The organism is Arhodomonas sp. AD133 (genome assembly GCF_051195215.1).
GTDB lineage: Bacteria > Pseudomonadota > Gammaproteobacteria > Nitrococcales > Nitrococcaceae > Arhodomonas.
Genome location: NZ_JBNAZM010000023.1, coordinates 22,052 through 41,173, shown reverse-complemented (window position 1 = coordinate 41,173; position 19,122 = coordinate 22,052). Strand labels below are relative to the sequence as shown.

Sequence of the window (19,122 nt, the reverse complement as noted above, 5' to 3'; positions counted from 1 at the left end):
ACCGACGAAGATGCGCTCTGAACGAAGCAGGGCTCATCGATGCCTTTGGAATGCACCTTACCGAGCAATAAACATGGCCGTCCAGGGACTGGCCGGAGAGGGGGGAGGAAACCACTGCCCACGCAAGCGAGGCGTACATTTTCGCCCCCGGCGCGGCTTGGTATACAATGGCGGCGTGATGGAAGAGACCGTCCACCGTCGCGAAATCATCGTCAATGGCGAAGCGCAGCCGTTCACGCCGGGGCAAACGCTCGCCGACCTGGTGACGTCGCTCGGGCTCGGGGGGCGGCGCATCGCCATCGAAGTCAACGAGGACCTGGTCCCGCGCAGCCGCTTCGACGCGCATGCGCTGAAACCCGGTGACCGGGTCGAGATCGTACACGCCATCGGCGGCGGGTGACCGCCGGCGATTCAACCGCCCCTGGATGCACGCACCGCGCACTCGGCGCGGCCGTGCCGTGTGGCTGGTAACCCGCATTCGACTTATGAGCGAAGACAACCTCGTAGTCGCCGGCCGGAGCTTCGAGTCCAGATTGCTGATCGGCACCGGCAAGTACAAAGATCTCGAGCAGACGGATGCTGCCATCCGCGCGAGCGGCGCAGAAATCGTCACCGTCGCCATCCGCCGAAGCAACATCGGCCAGAAGCCGGATGAGCCCAACCTGCTCGACGTGGTCCTGCCGGAGCGCTACACGATCCTCCCCAATACCGCCGGCTGCTATACCGCAAAGGATGCAGTACGCACCTGCCGCCTGGCCCGGGAGCTGCTCGACGGTCACAACCTGGTGAAGCTGGAGGTTCTGGGAGACGAGCGCACGCTCTATCCGGACATCCCCGCCACCCTCGACGCCGCAGCGCAACTCGTCGCCGACGGCTTCGACGTGATGGTCTACACCTCTGACGACCCCATCATCGCCCGCCGCCTCGAAGACATCGGCTGTGTCGCGGTGATGCCGTTGGCCGCCCCCATCGGTTCGGGGCTCGGCATCCAGAATCCGTACAACATCATCACCATCATCGAGAACGCCAGCGTGCCGGTGTTGGTGGATGCGGGCGTGGGCACGGCATCGGACGCCTCCGTGGCCATGGAAATCGGCTGCGACGGCGTGCTGATGAATACCGCCATTGCCGGCGCCCGGAACCCGGTGCTCATGGCCTCGGCGATGCGCAAGGCCGTCGAGGCCGGGCGCGAAGCCTACCGTGCCGGACGCATCGCGAAGAAGCGCTTCGCCAGCGCTTCATCGCCGATCGAGGGCACGTTCTTCTGAACGGGCACGTCGCGGGCAACCGGTTTCCGCCTCCGCCCGCCCGTGGCAGGCGACACACACCACAATCGACCCGTACAGCGGCCAGTGGCAGATCCGTGACCGAGAGCGCAAACATCAACGAACCCCGGCATCGCCCCATTCGCTCTTTCGTCCGCCGGGAAGGGCGGCTGACCGAAGGGCAGCAACGGGCGCTGGATACCCTCTACCCGCGGTACGGCATCGAGCCCGCGGAGGGCCTGCTGGATCTCGCCGCCGCCTTTGGTCGCCAGGCGCCGGTCGTGCTGGACGTGGGGTTCGGTGACGGCGAGGCCCTGGCTGAGCTCGCCGCGCGCCACCCGGAACGCAACTACCTGGGGATCGAGGTCTACCGTTCCGGCGTCGGCCGCCTGCTGCGCCAGCTCGACGCCGAAGGCACGGACAACGTCCGGGTGATATGCGCCGACGCGGTGGAAGTGCTCCGCCGCCACATCGCCCCCGGCTCGCTGGCCGGCCTGCAGCTCTTCTTCCCGGATCCGTGGCCGAAGAAACGCCATCACAAGCGGCGCATGGTACAGCCGCCGTGGCTGGCGCTGGTCGCCGAGCGCCTCGCCAGCGGAGGCTTTCTGCATCTCGCCACGGACTGGGCCGACTACGCCGAGCACATGCTGGAAGTGGTCTCGGCAAATCCGGACTTCGACAACCCCCACGCCGGATTCGCCCCGGACCGCGGCGAACGCCCCGAAACCAGGTTCGAGCGCCGCGGGCTGAGCAAGGGCCACGGTGTCTGGGACCTCATCCTGACCCGTCGATGATGCCGCGGGCAGGCCTTGGCTGGCTCACGGGCCTCGCCGCCCTGGCACTGGCGAGCTTCCTGATCGCGGCCGCCGTAGGCAGCCTTGCCATCGGTCCCGGCGACCTGCTGGCGACCCTCGTCGGCGAAGGTACTGCCCGTGACGTGGTCTGGGGCCTGCGCCTGCCGCGTGCGGCCGCCGGGTTCGTCACCGGCGGGCTGCTCGCCCTCGCCGGAGCGCTGATGCAGGTGCTACTGCGCAACCCCCTCGCCGACCCGTACGTGCTGGGCATTTCCGGCGGCGCCGCCGTCGGCGCGCTCTCGACCATTCTTCTTGGCCTCGGCGCCCTGTGGACCTCCGGCGGCGCCTTCGCCGGTGCGCTGACCTCGATGCTGCTGGTCTTCGGTCTCGCCCACGGCCGTGGCGGCTGGACGCCCACACGGTTGCTTCTCAACGGCGTGGTGGTCGCCGCGGGCTGGAGCGCGGTGGTGAGTTTCCTACTCGCCGTCGGGCCGCCCACCGACGTCCGCGGCATGCTCTTCTGGCTCATGGGCGACCTCGCCACCGCCCCGTCGGCGGCAGGACCGGCTGTGGTACTCATCGTCGGCCTCACCGCGGCACTGGCAGTGGCACGCAACCTCAACCTGCTCGCCCGTGGCGAGCTCCAGGCCCAGGCGCTCGGCGTCTCCGTGCGGGGCTTGCGGCTGCTCATCTATCTGCTGGCCTCCTTGCTCACGGCCACCGCCGTCACCCTCGCCGGCAGCGTCGGGTTCGTGGGGCTGGTCGTCCCGCATTTGCTACGGCTGGCCATGGGGGCCGACCACCGCTTGCTGCTGCCAGCCGCGGTGCTGCTCGGCGGCACGTTCGTAGTGCTCGCCGATACCCTCGCGCGCACCGCCTTCGCCCCGCAGCAATTGCCGGTGGGCGTCTTCTCGGTGTTCATCGGCGTGCCCGTGTTCCTGTTTCTTCTCCACCGTGGGGGTCGTGAGGTGCCGTCGTGAGCCTGCTCGCAGCCGAGGCCCTGTCGGTGTCCATCGCCGGACAAAGCGTGTGCCGGACACTCGATTTCAGCGTCGGCGCCGGCGAATGCTGGGGGGTACTCGGCGCCAACGGCACGGGCAAGACGACCCTGCTGCACACCCTCGCCGGCCTTCGCTCCCCTGACAGCGGCCGGATCCTGCTCGACGGCACATCCCTGACACATCTCGGCCGTCGCGCCATCGCCCGACGCCTGGGGCTCATGCCTCAGGACAACCACGACCCCTTCCCCGCCACGGTGCTGGAGACTGCCCTGATCGGCCGCCACCCCTGGCTCGGGGCCTGGCAATGGGAGGGCGAGACGGACACCACAGCCGCCGAAGCGGCGCTCGACGAAGTGGGCCTCGCCGAGCTCGCCGACCGCCCGGTCTCCACGCTGTCCGGCGGCGAGCGCAGACGCCTGGCGCTGGCCACCGTGCTCACCCAGGCGCCCGCCGTGTATGTGCTCGACGAGCCTAGCAACCACCTGGACCTCCACCACCAGGTGAACCTGCTGGCGCTGATCACCCGCCGGGCGCAGGAGACCAAGGGTGCGGTGGTCATGAGCCTGCACGACGTCAACCTCGCCGACCGCTTCTGCGATCACCTGCTGCTGCTCTTCGGTGACGGCCAGGTCTGCTTCGGCGCCACTGCAGACGTACTCGACGAGACCACCCTCGCCCGCCTCTACGGCCACCCCATCCGGATTCTCAGCGATGGCGACCGGCGCGCGTTCCTGCCGGTCTGAACCATTGCCTCGCCACCCGAGCTGCGGGTGCAGACGTTGACCCCCTCGCATCCGGCGAGTATGTTCCCTGCCACTTTCGCTCCAGGTTCCCGTGCATCGTCACGGGTCGGGGAATCGACGAACGACTCCCCGAACGGGAAGCCGGTGCGCTGCTATCGGCGGCAAAGCCGGCGCTGCCCCCGCAACGGTAGGTGAGCCGGGGAGCCTCGACGCTCCCCACGGACCCGACAGGCCACTGCGTCCGCTGACGCGGGAAGGCGGGTCCGCGGCCGACGCCCGCTCACGAGCCCGGAGACCGCCCTGGAGCGCAACCTTCGACGCTGCGGTGGGCGGTGTCCGGGAAATGGCTTCGTCCGATCTCCCGCCGCCCCCGCATGCCCAACGTCACCCCGGGTGACTGCAGCAGGGGGCTCCATGCACAAACGTCACAGTCTCATCGTCGCGGCGGTCGCTGCCGCGAGCGCGACGGCCGTCGGCGCCGCGGAACGCACTGCACCGCTGGTCGTCACCGCCACCCGCACGCCGCTCACGGCGGACGACGCGCTCGCCGCCGTGAGCGTAATCACCCGCGATGACATCGACCGACGCCAACCCGCGGACGTGCCAGAGCTGCTACGCGGCCTGCCCGGCGTCTCGATCGCGCGCAACGGTGGCCGCGGCAAAGCCGCCAGCCTGTACCTTCGCGGCACCGAGAGCGATCACACGCTGGTGCTCGTCGACGGCGTGCGCATCGGCTCGGCGACGCTCGGCAGCGCGCCGCTCGAACAGTTGTCCGTCAGTGAGATCCAGCGTATCGAGGTGGTCCGCGGCCCACGGGCCAGTCTCTACGGGGCCGACGCCATCGGCGGCGTCATCCAGATCTTCACGCGGCGCGATCGCTCCCACGCGCGCCTCGCCGTGGGCAACCGCGACACCTGGGAGCTCGGAGCCGGCCTCGCCCGTGATGGCGAGCGCGGCGGCTTCGCCGTTAGCGCCTCGGGGCAATCCACGGATGGCTTCGATGCCACCGACGAACGCAGCTTCGCCCACGACCCGGACCGGGACGGCTACGACAACCGCTCGGCCAGTGTCAGCGGCCACTACCAGGTGACCGACACACTGACCCTGCGCGGTCGGGCCCTGCGTGTCGACGGCGAGAACGAGTTCGATTCCACCTCGACCGCCGCTGACGAAACCCAGCAGGTCGTCAGCGGCGAAGCGGACTGGCAACCCACGCAGAGCTGGCGTTCAAGCCTGTCGGTTGGGTCGACCCTGGACGACGTGGACAGCCGCGATTTCGATGGCGACCGCTTCGTCACCCGCCGTGACACCGCAACCTGGCAGAACGATTTCTTCATCGGCGACGATCACATCACCACCGTCGGCGTCGACTACCACGAGGACCGGGTCAGCGGCACCATCGATTACGTCGAGACCCACCGCGATAATCTCGCCGTATTCGTCCAGCATCAGTGGTACGCCGGTGCGTTCGACGTCCAGGGGGCGCTGCGCCACGACGACAACGAAGCCTTCGGTGGCGAGACCACCGGCAATATCGCCGTCGGCTACCGCATCTCACCGGCACTCCGCACCTATGCCTCCTATGGCACGGCCTTCAAGGCACCGACGTTCAACGATCTCTACTATCCGGACACCGGATTCTTCAAGGGCAACCCGGACCTGGAGCCCGAACACTCGCGCACCACAGAGGTCGGCCTGGAAAGCAGTGGTGCCTGGCGATGGCGGGTGGCCGCATTCCACACGGATGCGGACGATCTCATCACTTTCGACGCGAACGCCGCCAGCAGCGTGAACGTCAACGAAGCCCGCATCCGCGGCATCGAAGGCGAGGTCAGCGGCAATATCGCCGGCTTCGGCACCCGTCTGGCAGCGACCTGGCTGGATGCCGAGGACGGCGACACCGGCAACGACCTGCCGCGGCGCCCGGATCTCACCGCGACCCTCGGGATCGACCGCGCGTTCGGTCGCGCCCGTGTCGGTACGGAGATCCACTACGGCGGTGAGCGCTTCGACGAGCTCGCGAACACCACCGAGCTCGACAGCTTCACCGTCGTCGACGTCACTGCCTCCTACGCGCTCAGCGACGCCTGGACGCTGCGGGGCAAGGTGGCGAACCTCCTGGACGAGGACTACCAGACCGCGGATACCTTCGAGATGCCCGGCCGCACGGTGCTCGTCTCCATCGAGTGGCGGGGGGAATAGCGAGCAAGATGAAGTCGACACGAAGACGCGAGGGACACGAGGGCACCCCGCAAGGAACGCTCGAACGCCCTGGTGGACGGTCAACCTCTCCGGGGGTGGCCTGGTCGATTATCGTCGGCCCCTGTGACCGCTCGCCGTCTTTGTGAGCCATCCCATTCATCCACGGAGACCGAAATGAGCGAGGAACATGATCGGGAGGCCTGGCAGCGTGCCCAGGCCCGTACCAAGCGCCTGGTGGACAGCCGCATCGCGCGGGCCACCGAGGACCGCGGCGTGGTGGTGATCAACACCGGCAACGGCAAGGGCAAGAGCTCGTCCGGGTTCGGCATGGTCGCCCGGGCACTGGGCCACGACATGCGAGTGGGCGTCGTCCAGTTCATCAAGGGGGCCTACAGCACCGGTGAGGAAGCATTCTTCCGTCGCACCCCCGAAGTGGACTATCACGTCATGGGCGAGGGGTTCACCTGGGAAACCCAGGACCGGGACCGTGACGTTGCGGCAGCCAACACCGCCTGGGAGCGCGCGGCTGCAATGCTCGCCGACCCCGCCTACGGGCTGGTACTGCTCGACGAGCTCAACGTCGCGCTGTCCAAGGAATACGTGTCCCTGGAGGCGGTGCTGGAAGCACTGGCCGCCCGGCCCACGCACCAGAACGTGGTGATCACCGGTCGCTACGCACCGGAACCGCTGATCGAGGCGGCGGATACGGTGACCTGGATGAAAGCCATGAAGCACGCGTTCAAGGCCGGCGTGAAGGCCCAGAAGGGCGTCGAGCTCTGATGACCGTGCTGGCGGTCGCCGCACTCGCCGTGGCCCTGGACCGCCTCTTGCCCGAACCGGCCCGGCACCCCCTCGGTGCATTCGCCCGCCTGGCCGCCGCCGCGGAGCGACGCGCTAACAGCGGTCCGCGACGCCGCCTCCGGGGCGGGATGGCCGCGGCGGCCCTGATCGCGCCGCCGGCGCTGGCAGCAGCAGCGCTGGCGAGCGTCCCGGGGGCAGGGCTCGCAGTATCGGTTGCCACGCTGTGGCTGGCACTCGGCGGGCGCAGCCTCGGCGAGCACGCCACCCGGGTGCAAGTGGCGCTCGATAGCGGCAATCTCGAGGCTGCCCGCACCGCCACAGGCTGCCTGGTGAGCCGCGACACCGCCGCCATGAGCTCGGAGGAATGCGCGGCGGCAACCGTGGAGTCGGTACTCGAGAACGGCAGCGACGCGGTCTTCGCCGCCCTTTTCTGGTTCCTGATCGCCGGCGCCGGCGGCGTCGTCGCCTACCGCCTGGCCAACACACTGGACGCGCTGTGGGGCTACCGGACGCCGCGCTTCGAGGCGTTCGGTCTGGTCGCCGCGCGCCTCGACGACGCGCTCAATTACATACCGGCGCGCCTGACGGCCGCCACCTACGCACTCCTGGGGAAGGGCCGCGATGCCTGGCGCGCATGGCGACGCGACGGCGACCGCTGGTCGAGCCCCAACGCCGGTCTAGTGATGGCCGCCGGCGCCGGGGCACTCGGGCTGCGCCTGGGCGGTGGCGCACGCTATCACGGCGAGTGGCGTCACCGGCCCGCCCTCGGTGACGGGCGCCCGACCGAGGGAACGGATATCGCACGGGCCACCGCCCTGGTAGAGCGCGGCATCGCCGTCTGGCTGACAGTCATCGCCGGAGGATACGCCCTTGCCTGAACACGGCGGACGACTCCGGGCCGCTGCCCGGACACACGGCATCCCACCGGAACGGTGGCTCGACCTCTCCACGGGTATCGCCCCGTGGTCCTGGCCGGTGCCGGCGATCCCCGACCACGTCTGGCAGCGCTTGCCGGAGCACGACGACGGCCTGGAAAGCGCCGCCCGCGCCGCGTTCGGCGGAGGGGCCTGGCTCGCAGCACCGGGCACCCAGGGGGTTCTCCAGCACCTGCCCCGGGCGCTACCACTGCGGCACGTCACCTGCCCTGCTGGCAGCTACGCGGAGCACGCGGCTACCTGGCAGGCGGCCGGCGCGGTGGTCACCGAAGACGACGATGCCGGCCTTCACGGTGCCGCCGACCACGCGGACGCAGTCGTCGTGGTGAATCCGGATAACCCCAGCGGCCGTCGCCTGGACCCCGCCGTACTGCTCGACCTGCACGCCCGCCTTGCCCGCCGCGACGGCTGGCTGATTGTCGACGAGGCCTTCGCCGACGCCGCCCCGGACGCCAGCATCGCCGCGCTCGCGGGCCTTCCCGGGCTGGTGGTGTTGCGCTCAGTGGGCAAGTTCTTCGGGTTGGCCGGAGTCCGCCTGGGCTTCGTGGGCGCTCCGGCCTGGTTGCGTGAGCGACTCGCGCAGCGATTCGGGCCGTGGGCGGTGAACCACCCTGCGCGCTGGCTGGGCCGGCGGGCCCTGGCCGACCGCCAATGGCAACGCCGCCAGCGGCAACGACTGCAGGCAGCCGCCCGTCGGCTCGATGCGCTCCTCCACCGCCATGGCCTGACCGTGACGGGTGGCACGGCGCTCTTCCGCTACGTCCGCCACCGCCACCCGGCGCGGATGGCCCGCGCCCTCGCCGCGCGCGCCGTGCTGGTGCGCACCTTCGATGCCCCACCGGCGCTGCGCTTCGGGCTGCCTGGCCCGTGTGCCGAATGGCAACACCTCGATGCCGCACTGCAGGAGATCACACGATGACCGTCCGCCCGGCCCCCGAATCCGGCGCAAGGCCGGAACGCCTGGCAGATCTGCGCTCACAGCCGTGGATCGGCGTGATGTGCACGCTGACCTGGGTGGTGCTGGCGCTGCTCGCGACATCGCTCGCCCACGCCACCGTCACCGTCGAGGACGACAGCAGCCGCACCGTACGGCTCGAGGCTCCCGCCACCCGGATCGTGAGCCTCGCGCCTCACACCACGGAGATACTCTTCGCCGCCGGTGCCGGCGAGCGCGTGGTCGGCGCGGTGAGCTACAGCGACTACCCGCCGGCGGCGAAAGAGATTCCGCGCGTGGGCAGCTACGACGCCGTCGACTTCGAGCGCATTCTCGGGCTCGACCCGGACTTGGTGGTCGCCTGGGCGAGCGGCAATGACAGCGCCACCATAGAGCGACTGCGCGAGCTCGGACTCACCGTCTACGTGAGCGAGCCCCGGGCGCTGGCGGCCATACCGCGCACCATCACGCGCCTGGGCCGGCTCGCGGGCACGGCGGACACGGCGCAAACTGCCGCCGAGCGCTTTCGCGAGCACCGGCAGCGACTCGCCGAGCGCTACCGCGATCAGGCCCCGGTACCGGTCTTTTTCCAGATCTGGCACGGGCCGACGATGACCATCAATGGCGAGCACCTCATCAGCCGCGTGATCGAGCTCTGCGGCGGGCGCAACGTGTTCGCCGAGCTGCCGACGCTGGTCCCTCACGTGAGCACGGAAGCGGTGATTGCCGCTGACCCGGAGGCGATACTCGCCGCCGGACGCGATGCCGAGCGCCCGGAGTGGCTGGACGACTGGCGGGAGTGGCCATCGATCACCGCCGTGCGACGTGACAACCTCTTCCACCTGGACCCGGACGTGATCCATCGCGCCGGGCCACGCGTGCTGGCCGGCGCCGAAGCGGTCTGCGAAGCCCTGGCCACGACCCGGAGGCATCGCCCGTGACCGCATCGACGCTGATGATCCAGGGCTGCACCTCGGACGCGGGCAAGAGCGCCGTGGCCACGGGTCTGTGCCGGGCACTCGCGCGACGCGGCGTGGCCGTGGCACCGTTCAAGCCGCAGAACATGGCGCTCAACAGCGCCGTCACCGTCGACGGCGGCGAAATCGGGCGCTCGCAGGCGGTCCAGGCCGCCGCCTGCGGCCTCGAGCCCCATAGCGACATGAACCCGGTGCTGCTCAAACCGAGCGCCGACCGTAGCGCCCAGGTCATCCTCCAGGGCCAGGTGCACGGGAGCATGAGCGCGCTGGACTACCACGCCTTCAAGCGCGCCGCGCGCACCGCCGTACTCGACTCCCACACCCGCCTCAGCGCCCGCCACGAAGTGATCGTCGCCGAAGGCGCCGGCAGCCCCGCCGAGGTGAACCTGCGCCGCGACGACATCGCCAACATGGGGTTCGCGGAGGCAGTGGACTGCCCGGTGGTACTGGTGGCCGACATCGACCGCGGCGGCGTGTTCGCCACGCTGGTGGGCACCCTGGACCTGCTCTCGGCAAGCGAGCGCGAACGCGTCGCCGGCGTGGTCATCAACCGCTTCCGCGGCGACCGCTCGTTGCTCGACCCGGGGCTCGAGTGGTTCACCGAACGTACCGGCAAACCGGTGCTCGGTGTGCTGCCCTACCTCCACGGCCTGCACCTGGAGGCCGAGGACGCCCTGCCCAGCGAGCGCGCGGGCGATGCGGAGCTGCAGGTGGTGGTGCCTGCTCTGCCGCGGATCAGCAATCACACCGACCTGGACCCGCTGCGCCTGCACCCCCAGGTGGCCGTGCACCTCGTCGGCCCCGGCGAAACACCACCGCCATCGGATCTGGCGATCCTGCCGGGCAGCAAATCGGTGCGATCGGATCTCGCCTGGCTCGAAGCCCACGGCTGGCCAGCCTATCTCACCCGCCACCTGCGCTACGGCGGCCGGGTACTCGGCATCTGCGGCGGCTACCAGATGCTCGGCCGGCGCATTGCCGACCCTCATGGGGTCGAGGGGCCGCCGGGCGAGAGCACCGGACTCGGTTGGCTCGACGTCGCCACCACCCTGGCCGCCGAGAAACGCCTCACGCGCGTCCGGGGAACCCTCAACGACGGCGCGGCGGTGGACGGCTACGAGATCCACATGGGCGAGACCGATGGCGATGACCGCCAGCGCGCGTTCGCCCGGCTGGCGGACGCGACGCCCGATGGCGCGCGCAGCGCCGACGGCCGGGTCGCTGGCACGTACCTCCACGGGATCTTCGAGCACCCCGAAGCGCGCGAGACCCTGCTGCGCTGGGCGGGCCTCGCCAGCCCCGAGACCACCGACTACGCCGCTCAGCGCGAGGCGGGTATCGACCGCCTCGCCGACACCATCGACGCGCATATCGACCTCGACGCCTGCCTGCCGGAGATCGCCGGCTGAGTCCGACCATCGTCACGAACAATTCGCCAAGGAGTAAGCGCAACGGATGATTGCATCGAGACGACTCGTCGCCGCATCGACTGCCTTGTCAATGGCACCCGCCGTGCTCGCCACCCCGCCCGACCCGAGCACGGACACCGTGGAAATCACCGCCGAGCCCATCGAGGAAAGCCTCTCGGGTGAGCTCAGCACGTTCGGCAGCCGGGTCGAGGTGATCAGCGGCGAGGCCATCGAGAAGACGGGCGCCACCGACACGGCGCAGGCACTGCAGATGCTCATTCCCGGGCTCTACGTCGCCCCGGAGAACGGACGCTTCGACTACGTGGAGGCCTCGCTGCGCGGTTCTCGGACCGAGGACATTCTCTGGCTGGTGGACGGCGTGCGCATCAATAACCGCCTCTACGGCAGCACCTCGCCGCTGGACTCCATTCCCGCCCACATGATCGAACGCATCGAGGTGGTCAAGGGCGGACAGAGCCTGTTCTACGGTACCCAGGCGCTGGGTGGTGTGGTGAACATCATCACCCGCGGTTTCCGCACCGAGACCGACGGCCGCATCGGCGTGGGCGCCGGCGACCTGGGTGACCGCCACGCCAGCGCGTACGTCAGCGGCGAGATCGACGGCAACCGGCTCGTCGTCTTCGGCTCCCACGACCGCTCCGACGGCTTCCAGCCCTACCGCGACGAACACATCGAACCGAGCGCCCGTCCCGGGGGCATCGATCGCGGCTACCGCGTGACGAGCCTGGGCGGCAAATATCGTCGCGAGATCGGCGACGGCGGCCGGCTGACCCTGGAGACCATTCACAACGACGCCGTGCTCGACGACGCCGACCCCACCGAGACCCACAGCGCCGAGAACGACCGCACCGAGGACATCGTCATCGCCAAGTGGGATCAGTTCGTCTCGCCGTCGTTCAGCTTCTTCCTCAAGGGCTACTACCATCGGTGGGACACCGAATACAGCGAGCTGCGCAACACCGCGATCCCCGGTGAGGTGGAGACGGTCTACGACGCCACGCCCTGGGGCTACGAGGACTACGGCCTCAATGCCATGGGCCGCTGGTTCCTCGACGACGGCGGCGAGGTGGTCTTCGGCGCCGACTGGCAGGAGTATTCCGGCGAGGACGACGTCCTGCTGATCGAAACCCGGACCGAGGCGGTGGGCGCGGTGTTCGCGCAGTACCGGCCGAGGCTCGCGTTCTCGCCGCGCACCCGACTCGCCCTCGGCGTACGCTGGAACAAGGCCGACCTGGGTGGCGAAAACACCGTGTGGAACATCTCGGCCCGCCACCCCCTGGGCGGTGGCCAGTATGTCCGCGGCACCCTGGGCACGTCCTTCCGCCTGCCGAGTGCCTATCAACTCTACGCCCGCGACCCGGATCACCCCCGCGGCAACGAAAACCTGGACGGCGAGGAAAGCCTCAACGCCGACCTGGGATGGGGCGGCGCGACACGCGTGGGCAGCGTCGGCGTGAGCTGGGAGCTCGCCGCGTTCGGCCGCGAGATCGACGACCTGATCCAGTTCGCGAGCGGCGACGGCGTGAGTACCTATATCAACAGCGACGACCGCGTGCGCATGTACGGCGGCGAAGCCCTGTTGGCCCTGCAGTTCGCCGGTGGCTGGCACACCTCCCTGAACGCGACATACACCCGCGCCCGAGAGGACGGCGACGATCAACAGATCGACAACGTGCCGGAATACCTCATCAAGGCAGGAGTCGGCTACGACGCCCCGGGCGGCGCCTATGGCACACAGCTGTCCACGGTCTACGTGGGCCCGACCCACGACCACGTCAGCGACATCGGCCGGGAACGCTATGGCGATCACCTGCTCGCCGATGTGAGCGGCTATCTGCGCTTCGGCAGTGCCCACCGACACCGGCTCGGCGTCCGCGTGGAGAACATCACCGACGAGGACTATGCCTCGACCATCGGCAGCGCCGAACGCGACGGCAGCGACGAGCCCTATCGCGTGGACAACCTCGGCATGCCGCGCAACGTGCAGCTCACCTACAGCTACGTGTTCTGACCATGGCATCCCCGACGGCTTCCTAACGCCACCCGCTGCGCCGCTGGCGCAGCGAGCCGACGTCAACCGCAGACCGCAGACCGCAGAGGACAATGGACATGCCTCACGGACGCCCGATTCGCCATTTGCTCGCCGCCGTGCTCGTGCTCGCCGCCGGCATAGTCTCGGCAGCCGGCGATCCGCCGCCACTGCGCATCGTCACCTCGTTCGCAGTGCGCAGCATGAACCCGGCCACCGAAGGGTACTGGATGCAGGAGTTCGGCGCGGCGGAGCTGCTGATGAAGTTCCGTCGCGATGGCGAGCATCACCCCTGGCTGCTGAGCGCGCTGGACAACGTGGACGCGCACACCTGGCGACTGACGGTCCGCGATGGGGTCACGTTCCAGAACGGCCGGAAGCTGGACGCGGAAGCGGTGCTCGCGGCCATCGAGTACCAACGCACGCACTCCGCCGCAGCCCGAAGCGCGGTACCCGCGGAGGCACGCTTCACGGCCACCGGCGAGTACCAGATCACCGTGACCACGGACGACCCATGGCCCGCGCTGCCGGCGGTGCTCGCCGACGAGGCCGTCTTCCCCATTTTCGACGCCCGCACCGTGGAAGCCGCTGACGGCGACTGGGCGTCCCTGGTGGGCGCAGGCATCTATACCGGGCCCTACGAGGTAGTGGGCCTCGACGCCCAGGCGCTGACCCTCGAGCGGTACCCGGACTACTGGCGCGGCGAACCGGCGCTGCCAGGCGTGGGCGTACGCTTCGTCACCGACCCCACCGCCCGTATCCTCGCCGTGCGCAACGACGAGGCCGACATCGCGCTGTATCCGCCCATGGCGGCCCGACCGATGGTGGAAGCGGCGCCGGGCGTCCACTTCAACCACGGCACGCCGGGCACCGGTGGCTTTACCGCGTACATGAACGTCGAGCAGACGCCGCTGCGCGACGTTCGGGTCCGCAAAGCGCTCATGAAAGCGATCGACTACGAGCAGATCGCGCAGGCGGTCTTCGGTGGCCTGCTCGACACGGCCACGGGCCTCTATGCCCCGTTTTTCCCGTGGGCGGTGGAGAACTACGAAACCGACCGCAGCGAGGCGAACGCGTTACTGGAGGCCGCCGGTTGGCGCCGCACCGGCGAGTGGCGCCGCAGGGACGGGCAGGCGCTCGAGCTCACGGTGCTGACCTATCCGCAGCAGCCGGACCTGGTCCCGCTCGCCAACGCACTGCAAGCGCAGCTCCGTCACGTGGGCATTCGCCTGGAGATCCGCTCGGTGGACGACATCTACGCAGGTGTCGGCGAAGGCGGGCTCGCCTGGGACCTGGCCCTGCTCAGCGGCGGCACGGCGGGCTGGGGCAACGCCGGGGCGTTCCTCCGGCGCTACCTGCGCCCGGACGGGCACCGTAACTTCGGCGGCTACGACAATGGGCGGATCAACCGGTTGACCGACGAGCTCTCGGCCACGGTGGACGAGGTCAGGCGCCACGAGATCCTGCGCGAGGTCCAGCATATCCTGGTGCACGAAGACCCTTACGTGTTCCCGCTCGTCTTCAGCAGGGGCCGCGTGGTGGTCAACGACCGCTATCGCGACTACCAGCCTGGCTTCGCCCTGTTCCACGTCGGCTGGCGCACGCAACCGTCCGGGCTGGCGCAGTAACCGCGCAACGACCGGCCAAACGAACGACGGCAACGGATGGCCACCAAACGTCTCCTGCAACGCAGCGGCCGACGCCTCGCTCAGGCCGTAGCCACCGCGCTCGCCGCGACGGTCATCGTCTGGGCACTGCTGCCTCTGGCGCCCGGCGATCCGGCGTACCGCATCCTCAAGGCACGTGGTGTCCAGGACCCCACGGCGCTGCAGATCCAGGCGCTACGCACGGAGATGGCGCTCGACGAGCCGCTGCCCGCGCAGTATCTGGACTGGCTCGCTCGGGTCGTGCAGGGCGACTTTTCCGTCTCCTACCGCACCGGCCAGCCCGTGCTCCAGGATCTGGCCGACCGCCTGCCCGCCACGGTAACCCTGCTCGGCTGCGCGCTGGCGATCGCCGTCATCACGTCACTCACACTGGCGCTGACGGCAGCCGCCACGCACGGGCGCTGGCCGGATCGGCTGATCTGCGCGTACACGCAGCTCGGCGCCTCCATTCCCACCTTCGTGCTGGCACTGCTGGTTCTGCAGTACGCCGTCGTTGCCGCAGGGGTGGGCCAGGTGCTCACCGGCGGTGCCACGGCGTACGTGGCGCTTCCGGCGCTCGCCATCGGCATCGATCGCGCCGCGGGCTGGACACAGCTTCTGCGAGCGAGCCTGCTCGCGACGCTGCGCTCGGACTACGTCCTCACGGCACGCGCACGCGGGGCCACGCGGCGACGTGTCCTGCTCCGCCACGCGCTGCCGAACGCGGTCATGCCTTTCCTGGCGGCCATCGGCATGAGCGTGGGAGCACTGCTCGGCGGCGCGCCCATCATCGAGGAAATCTTCACCTGGCCGGGCATCGGCCGCTACGTGCTGCAGGCGCTTCACGCGCGGGACTACCCGGTGATCCAGGCGTTCGTGCTCGTCAGCGCCCTGTCCTACGTCGGTGCGAGCCTCGCCGTCGATCTGGCCGCCCTCTGGCTGGACCCACGGCTGCGCCGGGAGGCGACCCCATGATTCGTGCCTGGAATGCCGGCAGCCAGCGTCCGACGCACGCGGCCGCCGCGACGGTCCGTCACCGCTTCGTGCTGCGCCGGCTCGCCAACCACCGGGGCGGACGGACGGGCATGATGCTGCTCGCGGTGCTGGCCGTGGCCACGGTGCTCGGGCCGTTGCTCGTTCCCTACGATCCCAACTGGCCGAACTACGCCGAAGCACTTCAGGCGCCGAGTGTGGCGCACCCCCTGGGCACCGATGCCAGCGGCCGGGACGTGCTCTCCCGCCTGCTCGATGGCGCTCATCGCTCCCTGGGTGCCGCCGTCGCGGTGCTCGCCTGCCTGTTCTCCGTCGCCCTGTTGCTGGGCACAACCGCCGCACTCGCCGGTGGCCTCGTGGATACCGTGGTGATGCGCTGCGCCGATGTGATGATGGCCCTGCCGGGGCTCGTTCTCGCGTTCGCGGTGCTCGGGTTGCTCGGTCCGGGGCTGGTCAACCTGCTCGTGGCGTTCGTCATCGCCGACTGGGCATACTACGCGCGCCTGGCACGTGCCTACGCGCTGAATGCGCGCTCCCGGGAAGACGTGATTGCCGCCCGTCTCGCCGGGATCCCGGGCTATCGCATCGTGCTCTCGCACATCCTGCCGGCAGTGGCGAGCCCCCTCGGCGTGGTGGCCAGCCTCGGGCTCGGCGGCATGATCAGCGCGATCTCCGGATTCTCCTTTCTGGGCCTCGGTGTCCAGCCGCCACACGCCGAGTGGGGCGCCATGCTCGCAGAGGCACGCATGGTTTTCTCGGTGGCGCCGTGGCTGCTCCTCACCCCGGCATGTGCCATTACGATCGCGGTGGCGGCGGCCAACCTGCTCGGCAACGCCCTGCGCGACGTGCTGGAACCGGGGGCCGGGCCATGAGCACGCTCGTCATGGACGCGGTCACCGTCACCTATGCGGCCACGATCCCCGCGGTGCGGAGCGTCAGCCTCGAAGTCACCCCCGGTGAGTGTCTGGCCCTCGTCGGCGAGTCCGGCTGCGGCAAGAGCACCATCGCCCATGCCGCACTCGGCCTGCTGCCACCTTCGGCCACCGTCGATGGCTCGATACGGCTGTGCGGCGAGGAAATCGTCGGGGCACCGGAGCGCACACTCCGCCGTCTACGCGGCCGTGTCGCAGGGCTCGTGAATCAGGATCCTTTCGCCGCCTGCAACCCGCTGCGTCCACTCCACGACCACGTCGCCGAGGCATGGCGCGCCCACGGGGAGCGCATCGCACCACGGGCCGTGGCCGAACGCCTGGGACGCCTCGGTATCGCCCGGCCGGCGATGGCCATGAAGCGTTATCCCCACCAATGGAGCGGCGGGATGCTGCAACGCGCGAACATCGCCGCCGCCGGCGCCCACACCCCGGCGCTGATCGTCGCCGACGAGCCCACCAGCGCGCTGGATGCCGAGCGCGCCGACGACACCCTGCGCGGCCTGCGGGATCAGGGCGCGGCGGTCTTGCTGGTGAGTCACGATATCGCCCTGGTCGCCCGCCATGCCGATCGCATCGCCGTGTGCTACGCGGGGCGGATCGTCGAAACCGGCAGGGCGCACTCGATCACGACGACACCGCGTCACCCGTATACCGCCGGTCTTCTCGCCGCCCGTCCGCAGGCTCACGGCCGGCTGCCAGCCACGCTCCCCGGCGACCCCCCGGCGCCGGGCGACACCGGCGACGGGTGCGCTTTCGCACCGCGCTGCCGGCACGCGCGTGCGCTCTGCCATACGCAGCGACCGGCGCTCGACAACGACGTCGCCTGCCTCTTCCCACTACGACGCCCCCCATCGGTTCGGGTCCACGACGATGGCGCACGTCCCCCACTCCCACCGTCAACCGGCGGCCCGGCACTGTTGACCGCCCGGGGGCTGCGTCAGTACTACGGAACGACAGTCGCCGTGCCCGCCACCGATCTCGCCCTCCACCGCGGCGAAATCGTGGGCGTCAGCGGGCCGTCGGGCTGCGGCAAATCGAGCCTCCTGCGCATGCTCGCCGGCATCGAAACGCCCGCTGCCGGCCACCTGGACATCGACGGCTGGCAGCCGGGCGCGGGACGGCCATGGCCGCCGCCGGGCCTGGTCATGGCGATCTTTCAGAACGCAACGGCGAGCCTCGACCCCCGCTGGCCCGTCTGTAAGAGTGTCAGCGAGCCGCTGACGGCCCCGCACCGGACGCGCCTGGCTCGCCGCGAACGCCGCACCCGGGCTCAGCGACTGCTCGCGGATGTCGGACTCGGCCGAATCGACCCCGAAGCCCGGCCGGCCGAGCTCTCCGGCGGGCAACGCCAGCGGGTGGCCATCGCCCGGGCGCTTGCCGCCCAACCACGGCTGCTCGTCGCCGACGAGCCCACCAGCGCGCTGGACACCGCCGCCTCCGCCTCGATTCTGCACTGTCTAGCGGCGCTGGCCGCGGGCGGCACCGCCATCGTCATCGCCAGTCACGACCGGCCACTGCTCGACGCCCTGTGCCACCGCGTGGTGCCCCTGACCGCCCCTGATCCGGCCAGCATGAAAGAGGGAGCCGACCGCCCATGACCGCCGATGCCATCGTGTACGTCATCGCCCCCGCCTACCTCGGTGCCCGGCGCGCACGCCGTCTCGCCGACGGTCTGTGCGCGGACATGCCGGTGCCCACCCGCGTGGTGCGACTCACCGGGCGCGGCGGGAATCTGCCTGCGGCGCTGGACGCCATGACCTCGGCGGGGGCACGGCACCTGCACGTCCAGCCGGTGGGGCTGCCATTCTCCGACAGCGTCGCCGCCTGGCTCCCGGGAGCGCTGGCTCACTGGCTGCAGACGCGCGCGCCGGCGAACGTCACCGCCACCCTCGGCGAAGACCAGTGCACGAATGCTGCAACGCTGGCGACGGTCAGACGTCAGGCCATCGATCCCGCACACCCGACCGAGCCCACAACGGCGGTCCCGCCCTCCCTCGGCAAGCCCGGGTGGGATCACATGCCCGTCTTCGAGCATCACCTGCTGGTATGCACCGGCCCGCGCTGCCATTTTCGCGACGCGCCGTCGCTGCGCGCCGAGCTCATCGACGCATTGCGGACGGCCGGGCTGTGGCAACGGTGTCTCGTTTCCGAGACGAGCTGCCTGATCCCCTGCAACCGTGGCCCGATTGTCGCGCACTACCCCCGTGGGCGATGGTTCCGGCTACCCGACCGTACCGCAGTGCAGCGTTTCGTCGACGCCGTGCTGCTGCAGGGCGGGGATGCGCCCGAGCTCGTCATCCACGACACCGCCACGAGTACCGGCGACGGGCGTGCCGGCAGCGGTGGTTGCCGTCGATAGGGGCCGGATCGCGATTACGGCGTCAATCGGCTGTCAGACCGCGCCGAATACCGTAGACTGCCGCGCCGTCGCACAACGAGC

Annotated in this window: 17 protein-coding genes and 1 riboswitch; all 17 genes read left to right on the top strand. The window is 69.9% G+C overall.

Going from position 1 to position 19,122, the window contains the following annotated elements; all coding sequences use genetic code 11:
• The first annotated feature begins 178 nt into the window (after positions 1 to 178).
• The 17 genes from thiS (at position 179) to ACPEES_RS13575 (ending at position 19,041) form a co-directional block, all read left to right on the top strand.
• Positions 179 to 400 (top strand): sulfur carrier protein ThiS, encoded by a 222-nt coding sequence (thiS, locus tag ACPEES_RS13655; RefSeq protein WP_435104062.1) that lies wholly within the window; start codon positions 179 to 181, stop codon positions 398 to 400.
• 85 nt (positions 401 to 485) lie between these two features.
• The gene (locus ACPEES_RS13650) at positions 486 to 1,268 is read left to right on the top strand and encodes a thiazole synthase (RefSeq protein WP_435104061.1); all 783 of its coding nucleotides are present in this window, start codon (positions 486 to 488) and stop codon (positions 1,266 to 1,268) included.
• A 95-nt stretch (positions 1,269 to 1,363) separates the two neighbouring features.
• Positions 1,364 to 2,059, top strand: coding sequence for a tRNA (guanosine(46)-N7)-methyltransferase TrmB (gene trmB, locus ACPEES_RS13645; RefSeq protein WP_435104060.1), 696 nt, complete (start codon positions 1,364 to 1,366; stop codon positions 2,057 to 2,059).
• Complete coding sequence (locus ACPEES_RS13640) at positions 2,059 to 3,039, top strand: FecCD family ABC transporter permease (RefSeq protein ID WP_435104086.1); 981 nt, start codon at positions 2,059 to 2,061, stop codon at positions 3,037 to 3,039. Before trmB ends, ACPEES_RS13640 begins: the two co-directional genes overlap by 1 nt.
• Positions 3,036 to 3,803, top strand: a complete 768-nt coding sequence (locus ACPEES_RS13635; protein WP_435104059.1) for an ABC transporter ATP-binding protein — start codon at positions 3,036 to 3,038, stop codon at positions 3,801 to 3,803. Before ACPEES_RS13640 ends, ACPEES_RS13635 begins: the two co-directional genes overlap by 4 nt.
• A 66-nt stretch (positions 3,804 to 3,869) precedes the next feature.
• Positions 3,870 to 4,121, top strand: a riboswitch (cobalamin riboswitch).
• 96 nt (positions 4,122 to 4,217) lie between these two features.
• Positions 4,218 to 6,005: a TonB-dependent receptor domain-containing protein gene (locus tag ACPEES_RS13630; RefSeq protein WP_435104058.1), complete on the top strand. Its 1,788-nt coding sequence runs from the start codon at positions 4,218 to 4,220 to the stop codon at positions 6,003 to 6,005.
• A 174-nt stretch (positions 6,006 to 6,179) separates the two neighbouring features.
• Positions 6,180 to 6,785: a cob(I)yrinic acid a,c-diamide adenosyltransferase gene (cobO, locus tag ACPEES_RS13625; RefSeq protein WP_435104057.1), complete on the top strand. Its 606-nt coding sequence runs from the start codon at positions 6,180 to 6,182 to the stop codon at positions 6,783 to 6,785.
• Positions 6,785 to 7,684, top strand: a complete 900-nt coding sequence (cbiB, locus tag ACPEES_RS13620) for an adenosylcobinamide-phosphate synthase CbiB (RefSeq protein WP_435104056.1) — start codon at positions 6,785 to 6,787, stop codon at positions 7,682 to 7,684. The genes cobO and cbiB overlap by 1 nt, the downstream gene beginning before the upstream one ends.
• Positions 7,677 to 8,660 carry a threonine-phosphate decarboxylase CobD gene (gene cobD / locus ACPEES_RS13615; protein WP_435104055.1) on the top strand — a complete coding sequence of 328 codons (984 nt, stop codon included), beginning with the start codon at positions 7,677 to 7,679 and terminating at the stop codon, positions 8,658 to 8,660. Before cbiB ends, cobD begins: the two co-directional genes overlap by 8 nt.
• Positions 8,657 to 9,616, top strand: coding sequence for a cobalamin-binding protein (locus tag ACPEES_RS13610; protein ID WP_435104053.1), 960 nt, complete (start codon positions 8,657 to 8,659; stop codon positions 9,614 to 9,616). Before cobD ends, ACPEES_RS13610 begins: the two co-directional genes overlap by 4 nt.
• Entirely contained in the window at positions 9,613 to 11,061 is a 1,449-nt protein-coding gene (locus ACPEES_RS13605; RefSeq protein ID WP_435104052.1) for a cobyric acid synthase, read from the top strand. The genes ACPEES_RS13610 and ACPEES_RS13605 overlap by 4 nt, the downstream gene beginning before the upstream one ends.
• Positions 11,062 to 11,107: 46 nt before the next feature.
• On the top strand, positions 11,108 to 13,093 hold the full coding sequence (locus tag ACPEES_RS13600; protein ID WP_435104050.1) for a TonB-dependent receptor plug domain-containing protein: 1,986 nt from the start codon (positions 11,108 to 11,110) through the stop codon (positions 13,091 to 13,093).
• A 98-nt stretch (positions 13,094 to 13,191) separates the two neighbouring features.
• Positions 13,192 to 14,739 (top strand): ABC transporter substrate-binding protein, encoded by a 1,548-nt coding sequence (locus ACPEES_RS13595; protein ID WP_435104049.1) that lies wholly within the window; start codon positions 13,192 to 13,194, stop codon positions 14,737 to 14,739.
• A gap of 36 nt (positions 14,740 to 14,775) precedes the next feature.
• Entirely contained in the window at positions 14,776 to 15,732 is a 957-nt protein-coding gene (locus tag ACPEES_RS13590; protein WP_435104048.1) for an ABC transporter permease, read from the top strand.
• The gene (locus ACPEES_RS13585) at positions 15,729 to 16,622 is read left to right on the top strand and encodes an ABC transporter permease (RefSeq protein WP_435104047.1); all 894 of its coding nucleotides are present in this window, start codon (positions 15,729 to 15,731) and stop codon (positions 16,620 to 16,622) included. The genes ACPEES_RS13590 and ACPEES_RS13585 overlap by 4 nt, the downstream gene beginning before the upstream one ends.
• Positions 16,619 to 18,280, top strand: coding sequence for an oligopeptide/dipeptide ABC transporter ATP-binding protein (locus tag ACPEES_RS13580; RefSeq protein WP_435104046.1), 1,662 nt, complete (start codon positions 16,619 to 16,621; stop codon positions 18,278 to 18,280). Before ACPEES_RS13585 ends, ACPEES_RS13580 begins: the two co-directional genes overlap by 4 nt.
• Entirely contained in the window at positions 18,277 to 19,041 is a 765-nt protein-coding gene (locus tag ACPEES_RS13575; RefSeq protein WP_435104045.1) for a (2Fe-2S) ferredoxin domain-containing protein, read from the top strand. The genes ACPEES_RS13580 and ACPEES_RS13575 overlap by 4 nt, the downstream gene beginning before the upstream one ends.
• Positions 19,042 to 19,122: the final 81 nt, after the last annotated feature.

What these genes read in the sequence shown, in the direction of transcription:
- thiS (WP_435104062.1), top strand. Translation starts at nt 179, where the DNA reads ATGGAAGAGACCGTCCACCGTCGCGAAATCATCGTCAATGGCGAAGCG.
- ACPEES_RS13650 (WP_435104061.1), top strand. Translation starts at nt 486, where the DNA reads ATGAGCGAAGACAACCTCGTAGTCGCCGGCCGGAGCTTCGAGTCCAGA.
- ACPEES_RS13640 (WP_435104086.1), top strand. Translation starts at nt 2,059, where the DNA reads ATGCCGCGGGCAGGCCTTGGCTGGCTCACGGGCCTCGCCGCCCTGGCA.
- ACPEES_RS13630 (WP_435104058.1), top strand. Translation starts at nt 4,218, where the DNA reads ATGCACAAACGTCACAGTCTCATCGTCGCGGCGGTCGCTGCCGCGAGC.
- cobO (WP_435104057.1), top strand. Translation starts at nt 6,180, where the DNA reads ATGAGCGAGGAACATGATCGGGAGGCCTGGCAGCGTGCCCAGGCCCGT.
- cbiB (WP_435104056.1), top strand. Translation starts at nt 6,785, where the DNA reads ATGACCGTGCTGGCGGTCGCCGCACTCGCCGTGGCCCTGGACCGCCTC.
- ACPEES_RS13610 (WP_435104053.1), top strand. Translation starts at nt 8,657, where the DNA reads ATGACCGTCCGCCCGGCCCCCGAATCCGGCGCAAGGCCGGAACGCCTG.
- ACPEES_RS13600 (WP_435104050.1), top strand. Translation starts at nt 11,108, where the DNA reads ATGATTGCATCGAGACGACTCGTCGCCGCATCGACTGCCTTGTCAATG.
- ACPEES_RS13595 (WP_435104049.1), top strand. Translation starts at nt 13,192, where the DNA reads ATGCCTCACGGACGCCCGATTCGCCATTTGCTCGCCGCCGTGCTCGTG.
- ACPEES_RS13590 (WP_435104048.1), top strand. Translation starts at nt 14,776, where the DNA reads ATGGCCACCAAACGTCTCCTGCAACGCAGCGGCCGACGCCTCGCTCAG.
- ACPEES_RS13585 (WP_435104047.1), top strand. Translation starts at nt 15,729, where the DNA reads ATGATTCGTGCCTGGAATGCCGGCAGCCAGCGTCCGACGCACGCGGCC.
- ACPEES_RS13580 (WP_435104046.1), top strand. Translation starts at nt 16,619, where the DNA reads ATGAGCACGCTCGTCATGGACGCGGTCACCGTCACCTATGCGGCCACG.
- ACPEES_RS13575 (WP_435104045.1), top strand. Translation starts at nt 18,277, where the DNA reads ATGACCGCCGATGCCATCGTGTACGTCATCGCCCCCGCCTACCTCGGT.